Origin of the sequence: Achromobacter agilis (assembly GCF_900496965.1) — a bacterium.
GTDB lineage: Bacteria > Pseudomonadota > Gammaproteobacteria > Burkholderiales > Burkholderiaceae_B > Achromobacter > Achromobacter agilis.
Window position 1 is genome coordinate 349255 of sequence record NZ_UFQB01000002.1, and the last position, 17918, is coordinate 367172.

Here is a 17918-nt window from a genome sequence, read left to right on the forward strand (position 1 = left end):
CATGAAGAAACTTGCCTACCTGATGCGCCGCGTCGTGCAGGGCCTGCTGGTGCTGGCCCTGATCGCGGTCATCAATTTCCTGTTGATCCGGGCCGCGCCCGGCGATCCCGCCGCCGTCATGGCGGGCGAAGCCGGTGCGACCGACGAGGTCTTCATGGCGCAGCTGCGCGAGCGCTTCGGGCTGGACAAGCCCTTGCCGCAACAACTGGCTAACTACCTCGGGCATGCAGTCCGGCTGGACCTGGGCGATTCCTACCGCCAGCAGCGGCCGGTGATCAGCCTCATCGCCGAACGCCTGCCAGCCACGCTGCTGTTGACGATGACGGCGTTCGTCATTTCGCTCTCCATGGGGGTAGCGCTGGGCGCGTGGACCAGCGCCCGCGCCGGAACCTGGGTGGACAGCCTGGTCAGCACGCTGTCCATGCTGTTCTACGCCACCCCGCTGTTCTGGCTGGCGCTGATGGCGGTGCTGCTGTTTTCCGTCAAGCTGGACTGGCTGCCGGGATTCGGCTTCGAGACCGTGGGCGCGGGCCATGCGGGGCTGGCGCGCGCGGCCGACATCGCGCGCCACCTGGCCCTGCCCGCCGCCACGCTGGCGCTCTTCTACATGGCGGTCTATGCGCGCATGACCCGCACGTCCATGCTGGAGGTGGCGCAGATGGACTACGTCAAGACCGCGCGCGCCAAGGGCCTGTCGCCGCGCCGCATCCAGCGGCACCACATCCTGCGCAATGCGCTGCTGCCCGTCATCACCCTGGCCGGCATCCAGGCCGGTTCGATGGTCGGCGGCACGGTGCTGATCGAAACCGTCTTCGCCTGGCCCGGCATCGGCCGCCTGATGTTCGATGCGCTGGTGCAGCGCGACTACAACCTGCTGCTGGGCACCTTCCTGATCACTGCCGCACTCGCCGTGGCGTTCAACATCGTCACCGACCTGCTCTATACGTTGGCCGACCCAAGGATAGAACTGCAATGAACAACGGATTCTGGCGGCGCTTCCGCCGCAACAAGGGCGCCCTGGCCGGCCTGGCCGTCATGGCGGCGGTGCTGCTGCTGGCCCTGGCCGCGCCGCTGATCGCCGCGCACGATCCCTGGGCCATGGTGCAGCGCCCCTTCCTGCCCCCGCTCGACATGGCCAGCCTGCCGTTCGGCACCGACACCATGGGCCGCGATATCGGTTCCGGCCTGGCCTACGGCGCGCGCGTGTCGCTGCTGATCGGCCTGATCTCCACGCTGGCCGGCCTGCTGATCGGCGTGTCGGTCGGCGCGCTCGCCGGCTACTACGGCGGCTGGATCGACACCGGCCTGATGCGCTTCACCGAACTGTTCCAGGCCATACCCAGCTTTGCGCTAGCCATTGTGCTGGTGGCGATATTCCAGCCCTCGGTCGGGTCCATCGTCACCGCCATCGCGCTGGTCTCCTGGCCTCCCGTGGCGCGGCTGGTGCGCGGCGAATTCCTGACGCTGCGCCACCGCGACTTCGTCCACGCCGCGCACCTGGCCGGTGAATCCAACCTGCGCATCATCGTCACCCAGATCCTGCCCAATGCCGCGGCGCCCATCGTGGTCATGGGCTCGCTAATGGTGGCCACCGCCATCCTGCTGGAATCCAGCCTGAGCTTCATGGGCCTGGGCGACCCCAACGTCATGAGCTGGGGCTACATGATAGGCGCGGCCCGCACCGCCTTGCGGCAGGCCTGGTGGATCAGCCTGTTCCCCGGCGTGGCCATCCTGCTGACCGTGCTGGCCCTGAACCTCGTGGGCGAGGGCCTGAGCGACGGCCTCAATACCCGTCTGGACGCGAGGAGCCGCGCATGAGCCCTACCCCGAGCCTGCTGGACATCCGCGGCCTGAGCATCCGGCTGCCCGCCGGCGCCGACCGCCCGCTTGCGGTCAAGGAGGTCAGCCTGTCGATCGCGCCCGGCGAAACGCTATGCATCGTGGGCGAGAGCGGATCGGGCAAGTCCATGATCGCCAACGCGGTGATGGGCCTGCTGCCGCAGCCCCTGGTGGCGCCGGTCGCGGGCAGCATCGCCTTCCAGGGCCAGGACCTGCTGGCGCTGCAGGAACCGCAATGGCGGACACTGCGCGGCAACCGCATCGGCATGATCTTCCAGGACCCCATGTCCGCGCTCAATCCGGTCATGCGCATCGGAGATCAGCTGGAAGAGGCGCTGGACGCGCATCTGAAGCTCACGCCCGCCGAGAAGCGCGCACGCATCGTTTCGGCCCTGCGCGACGTGCGCCTGCCCGATCCCGAAGGCATCGCGGCCAGCTATCCCGGACGCCTGTCCGGCGGACAGCGCCAGCGCGTCATGATCGCCTGCGCGCTGATGCTGGAACCCGCCCTGCTGATCGCCGACGAACCCACCACCGCGCTGGACGTCACCACCCAAGCGCAGATCCTGGACCTGATCCGGGACCTGCAAACCAAGCGCGGCACCGCGGTGCTGTTCATCACGCACGATTTCGGCGTGGTCTCGCAGATCGCCGACCGCGTCGCCGTCATGCAGCTGGGCGCCGTCGTGGAGGCCGGCACGGCCTCCGACGTGCTGGGCGATCCGCGTCACGAATACACGCGCAGGCTTATCGCCGCCATTCCCCATGGCATGCCGCCCGCCGGCCGGAACGCCGCCGTCCATCCCGTCCTGCTGGAGGTCCGCAACCTGCGCAAGACCTATGTCTCTGGCGGCGGGCTGTTCCGGCGCGGGCGGGAAGTGGCAGCGATGCGCGACATCAGCTTCAGCCTGAAGCGCGGCGAAGTGCTGGGCCTGGTGGGCGAATCGGGCTCCGGCAAGTCCACGCTGGGGCGTTGCGTGGCGGGCCTGCTGTCCCAGGACGGCGGCCAGATCGTCTTCAACGGCAAGGCGGACGGCTCGCGCCCAGCCCCCGGCCGCATTCAGATGGTGTTTCAGGATCCCCAGGCCTCGCTCAATCCGCGCCACACCGTCGGCCGCTCGATCATGGCGGGCCCGCTGGCCCAGGGCATGGCGCCCGGCCATGCGCGCGCGCGAGCCGCGCAATTGCTGCAGCTGGTCGGGCTCCATCCGGACGCCGCCGTGCGCTATCCGCATGAATTCTCCGGCGGCCAGCGCCAGCGCATCGGCATCGCGCGCGCCCTGGCATCCGACCCCGAACTCATCGTGGCCGACGAACCCGTATCGGCCCTCGACGTCTCGGTGCAGGCGCAGGTGCTGGCGCTGTTCGCCAGCGTGCGCGAGCAATTCAAGCTGAGCATGCTGTTCGTGACCCATGACCTGCGCGTCGCGGCGCAGATGTGCGACCGCATCGCGGTCATGCAGCAGGGCCAGATCATCGAATGCGGGCCGGCGGCGCAGGTGATCCAGGAACCCGCCCAGCCCTATACGCGCGAACTGGTGCGGGCGGTGCCGGATTTCGCCGCGATCGTCTCCGGACGCGGCAGACGGGCGGTGGCGGCATGAGCGTCCCGATCCTGCCCCCGGAAGCCGGCCGTCCGCCCTGCATTGCGCTGCTCAGCCGCGTGCTGGACATGCGCTATCTGATGCCCGCCTTCCAGGCGCTGCGCCCCGACATCGAATGGCGCACCGGCGATGCCCTGGGCAAGCCGGAAGACATCGACGCCGCCGTGTGCTGGCAACCGCCGCATGGCGTGCTGAGGACCCTGCCCAACCTGCGCCTGATCCAGTCCATCGGCGCGGGCGTGGACCACATCTACGCGGATCCCGCGCTCCCGCGGCATGTGCCGGTCTGCCGTGTGGCCGAGGCGGGCATGACCGCGGGCATGAGTACCTATGTAGCCTGGGCGGTCATTAACCGCCACCGCCATTTCCCCGACTACACGCGCAACAGCGTCCAAGGCATCTGGCGCGAAAGCCCCATCGTGCCGCCTTCGGAACACCGGGTGGGCATCGCGGGGCTGGGACGCCTGGGATTGGCCGCTGCGCGCGCATTGGCGGCCCTGGGCTACCGGGTCTCGGGATGGAGCCGCAGCCCCAAGACGGATCTGCCGGAAGGCATCACCGGCTATCACGGGGCCGCAGGGCTGCCGCCACTGCTGGCCGCGGCCGACACGCTGGTATGCCTGCTGCCGCTGACGGACGATACCCGCGGCTTCCTGAATGCGGACACCTTTGCCCAAATGCCGCGAGGCGCCCACGTCGTCAACGCGGGCCGCGGCGAACACCTGGTCGCACAGGACCTGCTGGCGGCGCTGGCGTCGGGACAACTGGGCTACGCCACGCTGGACGCCACGCCCGAAGAACCCTTGCCGCAAGGCCATGCGTTCTGGAACCATCCCGGCATTCTGGTAACTCCCCACATCGCCACGCGCACCCCGGCGGAGGCCATTGCCCGCCAAACGCTGGAGAATCTGCTGGCCGTGCAATCGGGCAAGCGGCCCGAAACCTGCGCCGACGCGGCGCGGGGGTATTGAGGCCGCGGACGGCCATCGGTCAGCCAACGAAAAAAAAGCCCGGCATGCCGGGCCTTTTCATCACTGCAAGGTTCGCGTGAAGACGAACTGTCCGTCCTGCCAGTCCACCGGCACCACGTCGCGCGGGCCGAAGCGGCCTTCCAGGATCAGCCGCGCCACCGGGTTCTCGATCTGCTGCTGGATCGCGCGCTTCAAGGGGCGCGCGCCGAACACCGGATCGAAGCCGGAACGGGCCAGCTCCGCCAGCGCGGGCTCGCTCACTTCCAGGCGCATCTCCTGCCGTTCCAGGCGCTCGCCGAGGCGGCGCAACTGGATGCGGGCGATCGACTCAATGTGCTGCGCTTCCAGGCCATGGAACACGACGACCTCGTCGATGCGGTTCAGGAACTCGGGACGCAGCGTCTGCTTCAGCTCGTCCCACACCACTTCCTTGATCACTTCGTACGGTTTACCGGCCAGGGTCTGGATATGATGCGAACCCAGGTTGGACGTCATTACGATGACCGTGTTGCGGAAGTCCACCGTGCGGCCCTGGCCGTCGGTCAGGCGGCCGTCGTCCAGCACTTGCAGCAGCACGTTGAACACGTCCGGGTGCGCCTTTTCCACTTCGTCCAGCAACACCACGCTGTACGGTTTGCGCCGCACGGCCTCGGTCAGGTAACCGCCCTCTTCGTAGCCCACGTATCCCGGCGGCGCGCCGATCAGCCGCGCCACGGAATGCTTCTCCATGAATTCGCTCATGTCGATGCGGATCATGTGCTCTTCGGAGTCGAACAGGAATTCCGCCAGCGCACGCGTCAGTTCGGTCTTGCCCACGCCGGTGGGCCCCAGGAACAGGAACGAGCCGTAGGGGCGTGACGGATCCGCCAACCCGGCGCGCGAGCGCCGGATCGCGTCGGACACGAGGCGCACGGCTTCGTCCTGGCCCACTACCCGCTTGTGAAGGTATTCCTCCATGTGGAGCAGTTTGTCGCGTTCGCCCTGCATCATCTTGGATACCGGAATGCCGGTGGCGCGCGACACGACTTCGGCGATTTCCTCGGCGCCGACGCGGGTGCGCAGCAGGCGCGGACGCCCGTCACCGCCCTCGGCCTCGTCGGCCGCTTCAGCGGCGCCCACTTCGGCTGCCTTCAGGCGCGCCTCCAGGTCGGGCAGCTTGCCGTACTGCAGCTCCGCCAGCTTGTCGAACTGGCCCTTGCGCTGCAGCTCCGCCATTTCGGCGCGCACGCTGTCGATCTCTTCCTTGATGGCTTGCGTGCCCTGGACGGCAGCTTTTTCCGCTTTCCAGATTTCCTCGAAGTCGTTGTACTCGCGCTGCAGCTTTTCCAGCTCGTCCTCGATCACGCCCAGGCGGCGCTTCGAAGCGTCGTCCGTTTCCTTCTTGACGGCCTCGCGCTCGATCTTGAGCTGGATGATGCGGCGGTCCAGCTTGTCCATCACTTCGGGCTTGGAATCGATTTCCATGCGGATGCGCGCACCGGCTTCGTCGATCAGGTCGATGGCCTTGTCGGGCAGGAAGCGGTCGGTGATGTAGCGGTGCGACAGCTCGGCCGCGGCCACGATGGCCGGGTCGGTGATCTCGACGCCGTGGTGGATCTCGTAGCGTTCCTGCAGACCGCGCAGGATGGCGATGGTGGATTCCACGTCGGGTTCATCGACCAGCACCTTCTGGAAGCGCCGCTCCAGCGCCGCATCCTTCTCGATGTATTTGCGGTATTCGTCCAGCGTGGTCGCGCCGATGCAATGCAGCTCGCCGCGCGCCAGCGCCGGCTTGAGCATGTTGCCCGCGTCCATCGCGCCTTCGGCCTTGCCCGCGCCCACCATGGTGTGCAGCTCGTCGATGAAGACGATGTTGCTGCCGTCGTCCTGGGAGAGTTCCTTCAACACGGCCTTCAGGCGTTCTTCGAACTCGCCGCGGAACTTGGCGCCGGCCAGCAGCGCGGCCAGGTCCAGCGACAGCACGCGCTTGCCGCGCAGGGTTTCGGGGACCTCGTCGTTGACGATGCGCTGCGCCAGGCCCTCGACGATGGCGGTCTTGCCCACGCCGGGTTCGCCGATCAGCACAGGGTTGTTCTTGGTGCGGCGTTGCAGGATCTGGATGGTGCGGCGGATTTCGTCATCGCGGCCGATGACCGGATCGAGCTTGCCCTGGCGGGCGCGCTCGGTCAGGTCCATCGTGTACTTGGAGAGCGCTTCGCGGTTGGATTCGCCTTCCGCGCCGGACACGTTCTCGCCGCCGCGGACGGCGTCGATCGCGGCCTCCAGGGCCTTTTTCTGCAGGCCCGCCTCGCGCAGGATGCGGCCCGCCTCGCCCTTGTCGTCGGCCAGCGCCAGCAGGAACAGTTCGCTGGCGATATAGGTGTCGCCGCGACGCGCGGCTTCCTTGTCGGTGCGCGTGAGCACGCCCTGCAGGTCGCGGCCGACCTGGACGTTATCTTCGCCTTGCACCTGCGGCAGGGACTTCAGGGCGCTTTCGATGGCCGGCTGCAGCCGGTTGACCGCGACCCCGGCGCGCGCGAGCAGGCTGCCCGCGCCGCTGTCGGAATCCGACAGCAAGGCGGAGAGCACATGGACGGGCTCGATATAGGGGTGGTCGTTGCGGGCGGCCAGACTCTGAGCGTCGGCCAGGGCTTGCTGGAACTTGGTTGTCAGTTTGTCGAATCGCATAATGGTCATTTGGCTTGTTGGGGAGCCTGACCGATACGTGCCGGCGGGCTCGATAAGCTGAATATGTGGCCGGATGGGAAAATTTCAACACCCTGCCCATGCCATGGTTTTATCGACGTGCAGCAACAATCTGATTTATGAGCATATACGTTTTTGTCTACGGCACGCTACGCGCGGGCGAAATCAACGACCTGGCGCAGGCCGCCGCCCGGCGGGGGCTCCCCGTGGCCCGCTACGTCGGCGCCGCCAGCGTGCCGGGCCGCCTGGTGGACTTCGGCGACTGGCCGGGCCTGATCCCCGTCGATGACGGCCGGCGCGTGCGGGGCGACGTTTTCCAGGTGGAACCGGCGCTGATCGCCCTCATGGACGAGATTGAAGAATATGACCCCGGAAAACCAGGCTGCTTCGTCCGGCGGGAGATCGCCGCCCGCCTGGAATCCGCCGCGGATGCCGCCGCCCCGGCGCCGGCCGGGTACCTGGCTTGCCAGTACTATCCGATAGACCCGGCCTTGCGCGGCGCGGCGGTGGACATCGCGGCCGACGATTGGGTCTGTTACCGGCTTGCGCGGCCGGCCCCGGACGGCCGGTAAGACGCCCGTAGTAACAACAGACTACAATGAATATTGTCTTCACGCTTTACACCCATTCCGGCCCGGTCCGAGCAATGGGCACTATAAAGGTCATCGTATGCAAAAACGGGTCCCCGTTGCCCCTGATGCCGCCCACTGTTCCACATGCATGCTGGGCCACGTGTGCGTGCCTGTCGGCATGGCAGCCGCTGAAGTAGAAAAGCTGGACGAACTGGTCAAGGAGCGCGTGCGCCTTGAAAAAGGCAAGCCGCTCTATTCGCTGAACCATCCGCTCGACGCGGTCTACAGCGTGCGTTTCGGCAGCCTCAAGACGCAGCTCGAAGACGCCACCGGCCAAATCCAGGTCACCGGTTTTCACCTGCCCGGCGAAATCGTCGGCATGGACGGCATGCTCGACGGCAAGCACGTCTCGACCGCCGTCGCGCTGGAAGATTCCGAGGTCTGCGTCATCCGCCTGTCCGATATCGATCGCGTGGCGACGCACCTGCCGTCCCTGCAGCAGCAGTTCCGCCGCCTGATGAGCCGCGAGATCAACCGCTCGCACCAGATGCTGGCGTCGCTGGGTTCCATGCGTTCCGAGCAGCGCCTGGCCGCGTTCCTGCTCAACCTGTCGCAACGCTATGCATCGCTGGGCTATTCGTCCACGGAGTTCGTGCTGCGCATGAGCCGCGAAGAAATCGGCAACTACCTCGGCCTGACCCTGGAAACGGTCAGCCGGCTGTTCTCGCGTTTCGCGCGCGACGGCCTGATCAAGATCAACCAGCGCGAAGTACGCATCCTGGATCTGCCCGCGCTCAAGCAGCTGCTGGGCCAAGAGAGCTGCTGAACGCCCGCCGCGCCATGCGCCGCGCGCCCGTTTCCCCCATGCGCCGCGCGCCCGTTTCCCCCATGCGCCCGGCGCGGCCCGGCCATGCCGGCGCGGCGCGCGGCATGGCTGCGATGCTCGCCCTGGCAGCCTGGCTGGCGCCCCTCGCGGCGCGCGCCCAGACTCCCCTGCCCGATCCCTACGACTACGACGAAACCGTGCCCGCGCCCAAGCGCGCGGCGCCATTGCACTGGCAGGCCGTAGAGTTGGGCAAGGCGGGACACCGGTACAAGATGCCGGTCTACGCCAACCGCAAGCTCGACCGCGACGACCTGCGCGGCATCCGGCAGGTCATCGTCGTGATCCACGGCGTCAAGCGCGACGCCGACCGCTATTACGAAACCATCGACGAACTGCTTGCGCGCAATCCGGCGAGGGCGCGCGACACGCTGATCCTGGCGCCCCGCTATTCGGGCGCGATCGACTCGGGTTTCGGCGGCATGGCGGCCTGGCGCAAGGCCAGCTGGGAAGACGGCGAAGACAGCGTACAGGCCGCCGGGCGGCCCGCCCCGGTCAGCGCGTTCCAGGTACTGGACGACCTGCTGCGCAGCCTGGACGACCGCAAGCGCCTGCCCGCCCTGGCCGGCATCGTGGTGGCGGGGCATTCGGCCGGCGCGCAGCTGGTGCAGCGCTACGCGGTGCTGAACAATGTCGACGGCCCGCTGCGGCGCGACGGGCTGGGGCTGCGCTACGTCGTCGCCAACCCGTCGTCCTACCTGTACCTGACCAACGAACGCCCGCGCGCCGACGGCAAGGGCTACGCGCCCTACGAACGCGGCATCTGCCCGACGTACAACCAGTACAAGTATGGCCCCGACAAACTGCCGCCCTACTCGCGCGAGACGGACGAATCCCGGCTCTTCGTGCGCTACGCGGCCCGCGACGTCACCTATCTGCTGGGCGGCGCGGACAACAACCCCGAGCACCGCCTGCTGGACAAGACCTGCGGCGCGGAAGCCCAGGGCGCCACCCGGCTCGCCCGCGGCGTGGGCTACGCCCAATACGAATACCTGCTGGCCAGCCGCGGCGCCAAGCCCGTGCCGCTGCACCGGCACGCCTACGAAGTGGCGGGCGTCGGGCACGACAACAAGGGCATGTTCGGCTCGGTCTGCGGCGTGCGCGCGCTGCTGGGCGACGACGCCCAGGCGGCCGACGGCGCCGCGCCCTGCGAGGCCATCAAGCCGCGCGCCAGGTAAGGCCGCTCTCCGCCGCACGGCACACAGCTGATTTTTCGCTTGACAGGCCCGCCATGCCGGCTCAATACTTAACCTTATGGTTAACTTTAACGACGACACGCTCGACGGCATCTTCGCGGCGCTGGCCGACGGCACGCGCCGCCGGGTGCTGACCGACCTGGAACAAGGCGCGGCGTCGGTCAGCGAACTGGCCCGGCCCCACGCCATGTCCCTGCCCGCCTTCATGAAACACCTGCGGGTACTGGAAGACGCCGGCCTGATCGCGCGCGCCAAGGACGGCCGCGTGGTGAATTGCACCCTGTCGCCGGAACCGATGCGGGCGGCATCCGACTGGCTGGCCCGCTACGAGAAGTTCTGGAGCGGGCAACTGGATTCGCTGGCGCGGTACCTGTACCACGAGGAGGAGATCCACCCATGGAAAACCGAGACACCCCGCAAACCGCAGCCCCCATCGAGCTCCGGCTCACGCGGCGCTTCGACGCCCCCGTCGAACGCGTCTGGCGCGCCTGGACGGACCCGCAAGCGCTGATGCGCTGGTTCGGGCCCGCCGAAACCCGGCAGGTCCTGGTGGCCGAGACCGACGTGCGCGTGGGCGGCGCCTACCTGGTGGGTTTCTCCACCGAGGACGGCAAAGAACATCACGCCAGCGGCCATTACCGCGAAGTCGAGCCGCAACGGCGGCTGGTCTTCACCTGGGCCTGGCGCGACGCGCCCGGCGAGGTTTCGCTGATCACCCTGGAATTCACCCCCACGGGCGGCGGCACCGAGCTGGCCTTCCTGCAGACCCCGTTCGTCGACCAGGCCACCCGCGACAGCCACGACCATGGCTGGTCGGGCGCGATGGATCGGCTGGCGCGACATCTGGCGGACGCGGCCTGACGCCCATCCGCCCCTTACCGGGCCGCCAGGCCCACCCCAAGGAGCCGCAGATGCAAACCGAACATCCTGTCGTATCCCAAGCGCAGTGGGACGCTGCGCGCGAGGCGCTCCTGCGCCGCGAAAAAGAATTGACCCATGCCCAGGACGCGCTCGCGCGCGAGCGCCAGGCCCTGCCCTGGGTCAAGGTGGAAAAGCCGTACCGCTTCAAGGGGCCGGATGGCCCCGTCACCCTGGCGGATTTGTTCCAGGGCCGGCGCCAGCTCATCGTCTATCACTTCATGTTCGACCCGGACTGGGAAGAAGGCTGCGTGGGCTGCTCGTTCCTGGCCGACCACATGGAGGGCGCCCTCATGCACCTGCGCCAGCACGACGTGACGGTGGCGGCCGTATCGCGCGCGCCCTACGCAAAGCTGGACGCCTTCAAGCGGCGCATGGGCTGGCGCTTCGATTGGTATTCGTCGCATGGCGACGACTTCAACTTCGACCTGCGGGCCTCGGTGCCCAAGCCGGACGGCGAGGTCGAGGAGCGCCCCGGCGCCAGCGCCTTCTTCCGCGATCCGGACGGCGAAATCTTCCGCACTTATTCGGCCTTCGAGCGCGGCGTGGAACGGCTGGCGGGCGCGTACAACTATCTGGATCTGGCGCCGCTGGGCCGCAACGAGAACGGCCCCAACTTCAACCTGGGCGACTGGGTCCGCCATCATGACCGCTACGACAACGCGCCGCATGCCTGCCACGCCTGCGGCTGATGGCGCACCGCGCGCCCGCGCGGGCGCTGCCGGCCTGTGGCTGGCCTGCATGGCGGCCATGGCTGCGGGTCTCTGGATCGATACGCTGGGCAAGCCCGCCGCCCTGCTGGCCAGCGAATGCGCGGCCCCCGGCAGCCTGGCGGACATGGCCTGGCGGCACGCCTGGCTGATGCCGGCAAGCAGCATCGCCATGCTGGCGGCCGCGCTGGCTCCATGGCCTGGCGCGCCAGCGCTAGGAACGCGCCTGGCCTGCGCGGTGTCGATGAGCGCAGGCATGATCCTGGGCGCGCAGCTGGGCATGGCGCTGGCCTTGCCGCTGGGCGTGGCGCCGTTTGCCGGCATGGTGGCGGGAATGGCCGCCGGCATGGCCGCCGCGCTGCTGGCCGCCGGCTCGCCCTGAAAACAGCAGGCCCTAACGCCGCGCGCCGGTCAGCGGGCGCTGCGCCGGCGGCGCGGTCTCGATCGGCGCTGCCAGCGGCGCCTGTATTTCCAGCGGGGAAGCGGCCTGGGCCACGCAAGGCAGGATCCAGCCTTCTTCTTTTTCGTCGCGCGACAGGCCGGGCCATTCGATGCCGTACACGACGGAGCCTTCCAGCATCAAGCACATGCAGGCGCGGCAGGTGCCGTTGCGGCACGAGCTGGGCAGCTTGATGCCCGCGGCCTGCGCCGCCAGCAGCACGGACATGCCGGCAGGCACATCGAAACGCTGGCCGGAAGGCTGAACAAGGACCGGAAACGATTCGGACATGGGAGAACGGGCCGCTCGCGCCTCAGCCGGCGTTGTTTTGCCAGTCCAGCTGCCAGGCGCCGGACAGTACGTTCTGCATCCACAGCACGCAGGTCAGGGTCTTGGCGTCGGTGACTTCGCCCTTGCGGCAGGCCTCGACCAGCTCTTCGGGCCGGGCGCTGGCCACATCCAGGAATTCGTCCTGGTCCAGCTGACGGGGCCCGGCGCGCAGATCGCGCGCGAAAAAGATGTGGATGATTTCCGTGGAGTACGCGATGGCCAGGTGCAAGGCGCCGGCGTGCGCCCATTGGCCGGCCGTATACCCCGTTTCCTCCAGCAGCTCGCGCTTGCCGCAGACCAGCGGGTCTTCGCCCGGATCCAGCTTGCCCGCCGGGAATTCGGTCATGACGCGTCCGATGGGATAGCGGTACTGGCGTTCGAGCAGGACGCGGCCGTCTTCCAGCAGCGGAATCACCACGACGGCGCCCGGATGCACGACGTACTCGCGTATGGCCGTATTGCCGTTGGGCAGGCTCACCGTGTCGCGGCGGATCTTCAGGAAGCTGCCGTCGTAGGGCGCCTCGCTGGCGACGAGCTTTTCAACGAGATGGGAATCGGGTTTGAGGGTCATGACGGGTTCCAGGGCCAGGCGGAACGCGCGGGCGGCGTGGGCCCGCGCCGGTGAGCATGCAGCTTACCATCGCCGCCATGACACTCAGCCGAACTTGCGGCGGGCGTCCAGCGCCAGGCCGGCGCCAATGCTGCCGAACAGGTCGCCTTCCACGCTGCGCGCCTCGGGCACCAGCGCCGACACGGCCTCGCGCAGGCGCGGCACCCGGCTGGAGCCGCCGGTAAAGAACACCGTATCCACATCCGCCGTCGCCACGCCGGCATCGCGCAGCAGCGCGCCCACCGTGGATTCGACCTTCTCGATCAGGCGGCCCACGCAGGCGTCGAACGACGGCCGCGTCACCTCCACGCCCAGGTCCGGCGCGATGCGCGACAGGTCGATCCGCGCGGCGGGCGATTCCGACAGGGCGATCTTGGCCTCTTCCACCTGCACCGCCACCCAGTGGCCGGCGCGCTCCTTGACGAGGTTGAGCAGCAGGTCGATTTTCTCGCGGTCGCCGGCTTCCGCCCGGATGAAGGCGAAGTGCTCGGCCGCCTTGCGGGTATAGGCCTGATTGATGGTGTGCCAGCAGGCCAGGTTGCCGTATTGCGTGGACGGCACGTCCTTGCCGCTGCGCAGCTGGCTGCCAAGCCCGAGCAGGGGCATCACGTGCCCCAGGCTGAGCTGCTTGTCGAAATCCACGCCGCCGATATGCACGCCGCCATAGGCAAGGATGTCGTCGCGCCGGTCGGCCTTGGCGGCGCGTCCGGGCCCCAGGCGGATCAGCGAAAAGTCCGACGTGCCCCCGCCGATGTCGATGACCAGCACCAGTTCTTCGCGGTCGATCTGCGATTCATAGTCGAACGCCGCGGCCAGCGGCTCGAACTGGAACTCGATGTCGGTGAAGCCGACGCTGCGGGCGATCTCGCCCAGCGTGTCCTGCGCCGTCTGGTCGGCGGCGGGGTTGTCGTCCACGAAGAACACCGGCCGGCCCAGCACCGCGCGCGTAAAGCCCCGGCCCGCCGCCATCTCGGCGCGCTGCTTCAGTTCGGCGATGAACCGCGTCAGCAGGACGCGGAACGGAATCGAACGGCCCTGGACTTCCGTCGAACCGTCGATGAGCGAGCTGCCCAGCAGGCTCTTCATCGAGCGCATCAGGCGCCCGTCATAGCCCGCCAGGTAATCGGAGATGGCCGCCCGGCCATAGCTGACCTCGGCGTCCTCGTCGTGAAAGAAAATGGCCGAAGGCAAGGTGGTCTTGCCGTCTTCCAGGGCGAGGAGCGCGGGTTGGCTGGCACGGCTCCAGCCTACTGTGGAATTGGACGTGCCGAAGTCGACGCCGCATGCGGTGGAAATCATGGAAAGCTCTGGGACTGAAAGCAAAACGGCGCACAAGTGTACCCGCTACGCTCCCCAAGTCCCAGCAGGGACCGCGCCGCGCCCTACGCCAGGGCCTTCGCCGTGAAGGCCAGGGTCACCACCGCCACCGCCAGGCCGGCCGCGAAGCCGCCCGCGTAGCCAGCGTACGCCGCCAGGCCAGTCATCAGGGACGAGGTCAGTATTTCGCCCAGGTCCCTGGCGCTCTGGACCGCGGTCATATCGGTGCCCGCCTGAACGCCGCGGCGCGCGAACCGCATGGCCAGCGTCATCAGGGCGACGGACGCGGCCCCCGCCCCGAAGGAACCCAGCGCCTGCGAGGCATAGGCCAGGCCCACCTGCCGCGGCGCCCAGTCCAGGGCCTGCGCCATCCAGCCCAGCGCCGCCACGGCGGAGGCCGCCAAGCCCAGCGCCAACGCCACGCGCGCGCCCAGCCTGCCGATCAGCCAGGCGCCCCCGCCGCAGCCCAGCAACACGGTGATCACGCCGCCCGCCATGCCGATGCGCCCCACATCCTCGACCTGCCAGCCCGCATCCACCAGGAACAGCCTGGACAGCCCGTAGCCCGCCACCGCCGTCATGGCCGACAGGAACGCGGCCGCCGCCAGCGCCCACGCCCCGGGGCGGCGGATGAATCCCGACAGCGTGGCCCGCGGCCGGGCGGGCGCCATGGCGGCATCCGTCTCGCGCCACGTGGCGGCCAGGAACAGACTAAACGCCACGGCGGCCGCCAGCGCGGCGGCGGCGCCCGTCTGGCCGATATAGCCCGTCATGATCAGGCAGCCCGGGCCGCCGAAGAAAAAGCCCATCATCGTGCCGCCCACCTGCGCCGCGTTGGCGCGCGCCAGCGCCTGGCCTTCGAAGCGCTCCGCGGCCAGCCCGTCGGTAGCGATGTCCTGCGTGGCGCTGGCCAGGGACGCCACCGCCATCAAGGCCACCACCCAGGCGGCATGGGCGGTGGAGATACCCAGCAGCGCCACGCCCGACAGGCAGGCCAGGACCATCGCCTGCATCGGAACGATCCAGCTGCGCCGCCGCCCCATGGCCGGATGCCAGCGGTTGTCCACCGCCGGCGCCCACAGGAATTTCAGGACCCACGGCAGGCCCACCAGCGGCAGCCAGGCCAGCGCATGCAGGTCCGCGCCATCGCGGCACAGCAGCGTGGGCAGGGCCTCCATCGCCACGCCCAGCGGGATGCCTTGCGAAAAATACAGGGCCGCCACCATCAGGAACAAGCGTCCGTTCGCCTTGCGGTTCATCGTCAGGATTCCAGTTGCGGTTGCGCCGCCACGCGGCGGTGTTCGCTGCCGTGGCCCGGCGTCACGAACAGGATTTTTCCGGGACAGGCGATATGCAGGCGGTGCCACACGCCGCGCGGCACCACGGCGCAGCGCCGGCGGTCCAGCAGCACGTCGGTTTCGGCGCCGCCTTCGCCGGCCAGCGTCAGCACCGCGCGGCCTTCCAGGACGCACAGCATTTCTTCGCCGCCCGGATGACGTTCCCACACATCGCCGTGGACGTCGGCGTCGCTGGCAACGGCCTTGATGCCGACCAGCCAGCCTTCGCCGTCCGACAGGCTGCGGCGCTTGCCGATTTCGCGCAGGGCGCCGTCATTGCCAAGCGCCATGAAATGATCGAGCCAGTCGAAGACCGGCGGTACGGGATGGGACTCTGCCTTCATCGTGTTGCCTTCCTGGAGGTGATGGCGGGCGGGCGCCCGCCGGTGTGGTTCAGTACTGGGCGCGCAGCGTCAGCATGACGTTGCGGGGTTCGCCATAGCGGTTGTTCCAGGACGTGCCCGACAGGCTCTGGTAGTAGCGGCGGTCGAACACGTTGTTCAGGTTCAGGGAAGCCGTCAGGTGCTTGTCCAGCCGGTACGCCATGCGCAGGTCCACCAGGGTGTAGCCGCCCTGGCGCAGCGTGACGGGGCCCGAGACGGTCGAATAACCCGACTGCATCTGCACCCCGCCGCCCACGCTCAACCGGCGCTCCATGGCCGGCAGCGCGTAGTTCGTCCAGAGGCGGAAAATGTGCTTGGGCGTGAAGCTGGCGAACGGCTGGCCGTTGGAGACGGAATCCGACAAGTACTTGCTGGTGTTGAACGTGTAGCCCGCGGCCACCGTCCAGTACGGCGTGACCTGGCCGCTGGCCTCGGCCTCGAAACCGCGGCTGCGGACTTCCCCGCCCGAAACGTAGTAGCAGTTGTTGCCCACGCATGGCCAGTCGGGGTCTTGCTGCGCGCGGTTCTTCTGCTGGATATGGAACACCGCCAGCGACACGTTCAACGCGCCGTCCGCCAGGGCGCCCTTCACGCCGGCTTCGTAGTTGGTGCCGGTGACCGGATCCAGGGGCTTGCCGTCGCGGGTCAGCTGGCTTTGCGGCTGGAACACCTGCGCATAGCTGCCATAGAGCGACCAATCCTTGTCCAGATCGACGATCAGCCCGCCGTAGGGCGTGAATTCGGGGTCGATCCGCTGGCGCGCGCCCGGGGCGCTCTGGTTCCACCAACTCATGCGGCCGCCCAGCACCAGGGTCACCGGATCCGCCAGCGAAAAGCGGCCCATGGCGTAGATGCCTTGCTGCTTCAGGCGCGTTTCGCCGGGCGAGGTGTAGGGGCCCACGCCGGGCTCCGGCACGCTGTGCGGATCCCAGTCGAACACGTTCACCGGCACGTTCAGCGCCGGGGTCAGCATGCCGGTGTACTGCTCGGACGTGGTGCGCTGCGCATTGCCGCCCAGCAGCAGTTCATGGCGCCGGCCGAACCACTGCACCGGCCCGCTCACGTAGGCATCCACGCTGGCCTGCGTGTTGTCGAACTTGTACGCGCCGCCCATCAGCCGCGAACCCAGGCCGGTCTCTCGGTCGATCGCGCCATAGGCGCCCGCGTACTTCAGGTTGCTGTCGGCCGTCAGGTAGTTGGCGCTGATCTTGGCCGTCCAGCCTTCGCCGAAACCATGCTCCAGATCGGCGAACACTCGCGTCGTATCCCAGTTGAAGCGGTCCCACGCGGCGTCCAGATAGGTCGAGCGCGGCAGCCCGATGTCGCCGCCGTCCGAATAGCGCGGTACGCCCGCCATGTTGGTCGTGGACCGAATGCGCTGGTATTGCAGGCCGGCCGACAGCACCGTGCGCGGCCCGAGGTCCACTTCGCCGATGCCGTAGAACAACGCCGATTGTTGGTCCGCCACATCGTAGAAATAGCCGCGGTCCTCGACCGCGCCGACGATGCGCCCGCGCACGCTGCCGCTGGCGTTCAACGGCCCGCCCAGGTCCGCCTCGACGCGGTAGCGCTCCCAGCTGCCCGCGCTGACCGTGCCGTTGAATGCAAACTCGCGCTGCGGCCGCTTGCGCACCAAGTTCACGGTGGCCGCCGGGTTGCCCGCGCCATGCAGCAGGCCATTGGCGCCGCGCAGGATCTCCACGCGCTCGTACACCGCCATGTCCCGAGGCGACGCCGCCATGTTGCCCATCAGGACCGGCACGCCGTCCTGCTCGAAGGAGTCGACCTTGAAGCCGCGCGAGTAATACGCCGTGGTCAGCAACTGGTAGGGCTGCACCGTGATGCCGGTAGCGTGCTGCATGACCTCGTCCAGGCTTTGCAGGTTCTGCTCCTGCATCCGCTCCAGCCCGATCACCGTGACCGATTGCGGGATCTCGCGCACCGACAGCGGCAGCTTGCCCAGCGTGGCCGTGTCCGGCGCGATGCCGTCGCCGCTGACCGTCACCGCCGGCAGCGATTGCGCCGCCTGCTCCTGCGCCTGGACCGGCGCGGCCGCCACCGCCAGCCACAATGGCCATTGCAACGCCCGCGCCGCCTTGCGGCGGGCCTGGCCCGCCCCCGTCT

At 68.4% G+C, this 17918-nt stretch carries 18 protein-coding genes; 11 read left to right on the forward strand and 7 right to left on the reverse strand.

The genetic code is table 11. From position 1 onward, the window contains the following. The first annotated feature begins 1 nt into the window (after position 1). Genes AGI3411_RS03820 through AGI3411_RS03835 form a run of 4 tightly spaced genes read left to right on the forward strand, consistent with a single transcriptional unit; the run spans position 2 to position 4414 of the window. On the forward strand, positions 2 to 976 hold the full coding sequence (locus AGI3411_RS03820; RefSeq protein WP_129526082.1) for an ABC transporter permease: 975 nt from the start codon (positions 2 to 4) through the stop codon (positions 974 to 976). Continuing rightward, complete coding sequence (locus AGI3411_RS03825) at positions 973 to 1818, forward strand: ABC transporter permease (protein WP_129526083.1); 846 nt, start codon at positions 973 to 975, stop codon at positions 1816 to 1818. The genes AGI3411_RS03820 and AGI3411_RS03825 overlap by 4 nt, the downstream gene beginning before the upstream one ends. Next, complete coding sequence (locus AGI3411_RS03830; protein ID WP_129526084.1) at positions 1815 to 3443, forward strand: ABC transporter ATP-binding protein; 1629 nt, start codon at positions 1815 to 1817, stop codon at positions 3441 to 3443. The genes AGI3411_RS03825 and AGI3411_RS03830 overlap by 4 nt, the downstream gene beginning before the upstream one ends. Continuing rightward, entirely contained in the window at positions 3440 to 4414 is a 975-nt protein-coding gene (locus tag AGI3411_RS03835) for a 2-hydroxyacid dehydrogenase (protein ID WP_129526085.1), read from the forward strand. The genes AGI3411_RS03830 and AGI3411_RS03835 overlap by 4 nt, the downstream gene beginning before the upstream one ends. Before the next feature lie 60 nt (positions 4415 to 4474). Here AGI3411_RS03835 and clpB read toward each other — a convergent pair whose 3' ends face one another. Next, a complete protein-coding gene (clpB, locus tag AGI3411_RS03840) occupies positions 4475 to 7081 on the reverse strand; it encodes an ATP-dependent chaperone ClpB (RefSeq protein WP_129526132.1) in 2607 nt (868 codons plus the stop codon). A 137-nt stretch (positions 7082 to 7218) separates the two neighbouring features. Here clpB and AGI3411_RS03845 point away from each other — a divergent pair, with 137 nt between their 5' ends. The 7 genes from AGI3411_RS03845 (at position 7219) to AGI3411_RS03875 (ending at position 11760) form a co-directional block, all read left to right on the forward strand. After that, positions 7219 to 7671 (forward strand): gamma-glutamylcyclotransferase family protein, encoded by a 453-nt coding sequence (locus tag AGI3411_RS03845; RefSeq protein ID WP_129526086.1) that lies wholly within the window; start codon positions 7219 to 7221, stop codon positions 7669 to 7671. 97 nt (positions 7672 to 7768) lie between these two features. Then, complete coding sequence (locus AGI3411_RS03850) at positions 7769 to 8497, forward strand: helix-turn-helix domain-containing protein (RefSeq protein WP_129526087.1); 729 nt, start codon at positions 7769 to 7771, stop codon at positions 8495 to 8497. A 104-nt stretch (positions 8498 to 8601) separates the two neighbouring features. Further along, complete coding sequence (locus AGI3411_RS03855; RefSeq protein ID WP_129526088.1) at positions 8602 to 9732, forward strand: hypothetical protein; 1131 nt, start codon at positions 8602 to 8604, stop codon at positions 9730 to 9732. A gap of 76 nt (positions 9733 to 9808) precedes the next feature. Continuing rightward, positions 9809 to 10261, forward strand: coding sequence for an ArsR/SmtB family transcription factor (locus AGI3411_RS03860; RefSeq protein WP_129526089.1), 453 nt, complete (start codon positions 9809 to 9811; stop codon positions 10259 to 10261). Continuing rightward, on the forward strand, positions 10147 to 10611 hold the full coding sequence (locus AGI3411_RS03865) for an SRPBCC family protein (protein WP_129526090.1): 465 nt from the start codon (positions 10147 to 10149) through the stop codon (positions 10609 to 10611). The genes AGI3411_RS03860 and AGI3411_RS03865 overlap by 115 nt, the downstream gene beginning before the upstream one ends. A gap of 50 nt (positions 10612 to 10661) precedes the next feature. Continuing rightward, complete coding sequence (locus tag AGI3411_RS03870) at positions 10662 to 11360, forward strand: DUF899 domain-containing protein (RefSeq protein WP_129526091.1); 699 nt, start codon at positions 10662 to 10664, stop codon at positions 11358 to 11360. Then, a complete protein-coding gene (locus tag AGI3411_RS03875) occupies positions 11338 to 11760 on the forward strand; it encodes a hypothetical protein (RefSeq protein WP_244240241.1) in 423 nt (140 codons plus the stop codon). The genes AGI3411_RS03870 and AGI3411_RS03875 overlap by 23 nt, the downstream gene beginning before the upstream one ends. 12 nt (positions 11761 to 11772) lie before the next feature. On the opposite strand, the gene AGI3411_RS03880 is transcribed toward AGI3411_RS03875, so the two are convergent. The 6 genes from AGI3411_RS03880 to AGI3411_RS03905 all read right to left on the reverse strand — a co-directional run bounded on the left by AGI3411_RS03880 (position 11773) and on the right by AGI3411_RS03905 (position 17877). Beyond that, entirely contained in the window at positions 11773 to 12108 is a 336-nt protein-coding gene (locus tag AGI3411_RS03880; protein WP_129526092.1) for a 2Fe-2S iron-sulfur cluster-binding protein, read from the reverse strand. Between the two features lie 22 nt (positions 12109 to 12130). After that, positions 12131 to 12718, reverse strand: a complete 588-nt coding sequence (locus AGI3411_RS03885) for an NUDIX domain-containing protein (RefSeq protein ID WP_129526093.1) — start codon at positions 12716 to 12718, stop codon at positions 12131 to 12133. A gap of 84 nt (positions 12719 to 12802) precedes the next feature. Then, positions 12803 to 14056 carry an Hsp70 family protein gene (locus AGI3411_RS03890; RefSeq protein WP_129526094.1) on the reverse strand — a complete coding sequence of 418 codons (1254 nt, stop codon included), beginning with the start codon at positions 14054 to 14056 and terminating at the stop codon, positions 12803 to 12805. An 83-nt stretch (positions 14057 to 14139) separates the two neighbouring features. Next, the gene (locus AGI3411_RS03895) at positions 14140 to 15333 is read right to left on the reverse strand and encodes a RhtX/FptX family siderophore transporter (protein WP_129526095.1); all 1194 of its coding nucleotides are present in this window, start codon (positions 15331 to 15333) and stop codon (positions 14140 to 14142) included. A 2-nt stretch (positions 15334 to 15335) separates the two neighbouring features. Beyond that, a complete protein-coding gene (locus AGI3411_RS03900; protein WP_129526096.1) occupies positions 15336 to 15755 on the reverse strand; it encodes a cupin domain-containing protein in 420 nt (139 codons plus the stop codon). 49 nt (positions 15756 to 15804) lie between these two features. After that, positions 15805 to 17877 carry a TonB-dependent siderophore receptor gene (locus AGI3411_RS03905; protein WP_208748017.1) on the reverse strand — a complete coding sequence of 691 codons (2073 nt, stop codon included), beginning with the start codon at positions 17875 to 17877 and terminating at the stop codon, positions 15805 to 15807. Positions 17878 to 17918 lie beyond the last annotated feature (41 nt).

Coding starts and splice junctions, on each gene's coding strand:
- AGI3411_RS03860 (WP_129526089.1), top strand. CDS start 9,809: ATGGTTAACTTTAACGACGACACGCTCGACGGCATCTTCGCGGCGCTG.
- AGI3411_RS03890 (WP_129526094.1), bottom strand. CDS start 14,056: ATGATTTCCACCGCATGCGGCGTCGACTTCGGCACGTCCAATTCCACA.
- AGI3411_RS03895 (WP_129526095.1), bottom strand. CDS start 15,333: ATGAACCGCAAGGCGAACGGACGCTTGTTCCTGATGGTGGCGGCCCTG.
- AGI3411_RS03845 (WP_129526086.1), top strand. CDS start 7,219: ATGAGCATATACGTTTTTGTCTACGGCACGCTACGCGCGGGCGAAATC.
- AGI3411_RS03855 (WP_129526088.1), top strand. CDS start 8,602: ATGGCTGCGATGCTCGCCCTGGCAGCCTGGCTGGCGCCCCTCGCGGCG.
- AGI3411_RS03850 (WP_129526087.1), top strand. CDS start 7,769: ATGCAAAAACGGGTCCCCGTTGCCCCTGATGCCGCCCACTGTTCCACA.
- AGI3411_RS03835 (WP_129526085.1), top strand. CDS start 3,440: ATGAGCGTCCCGATCCTGCCCCCGGAAGCCGGCCGTCCGCCCTGCATT.
- AGI3411_RS03885 (WP_129526093.1), bottom strand. CDS start 12,718: ATGACCCTCAAACCCGATTCCCATCTCGTTGAAAAGCTCGTCGCCAGC.
- AGI3411_RS03830 (WP_129526084.1), top strand. CDS start 1,815: ATGAGCCCTACCCCGAGCCTGCTGGACATCCGCGGCCTGAGCATCCGG.
- AGI3411_RS03865 (WP_129526090.1), top strand. CDS start 10,147: ATGGAAAACCGAGACACCCCGCAAACCGCAGCCCCCATCGAGCTCCGG.
- AGI3411_RS03880 (WP_129526092.1), bottom strand. CDS start 12,108: ATGTCCGAATCGTTTCCGGTCCTTGTTCAGCCTTCCGGCCAGCGTTTC.
- AGI3411_RS03875 (WP_244240241.1), top strand. CDS start 11,338: ATGCCTGCCACGCCTGCGGCTGATGGCGCACCGCGCGCCCGCGCGGGC.
- AGI3411_RS03900 (WP_129526096.1), bottom strand. CDS start 15,755: ATGAAGGCAGAGTCCCATCCCGTACCGCCGGTCTTCGACTGGCTCGAT.
- AGI3411_RS03870 (WP_129526091.1), top strand. CDS start 10,662: ATGCAAACCGAACATCCTGTCGTATCCCAAGCGCAGTGGGACGCTGCG.
- clpB (WP_129526132.1), bottom strand. CDS start 7,081: ATGCGATTCGACAAACTGACAACCAAGTTCCAGCAAGCCCTGGCCGAC.
- AGI3411_RS03820 (WP_129526082.1), top strand. CDS start 2: ATGAAGAAACTTGCCTACCTGATGCGCCGCGTCGTGCAGGGCCTGCTG.
- AGI3411_RS03825 (WP_129526083.1), top strand. CDS start 973: ATGAACAACGGATTCTGGCGGCGCTTCCGCCGCAACAAGGGCGCCCTG.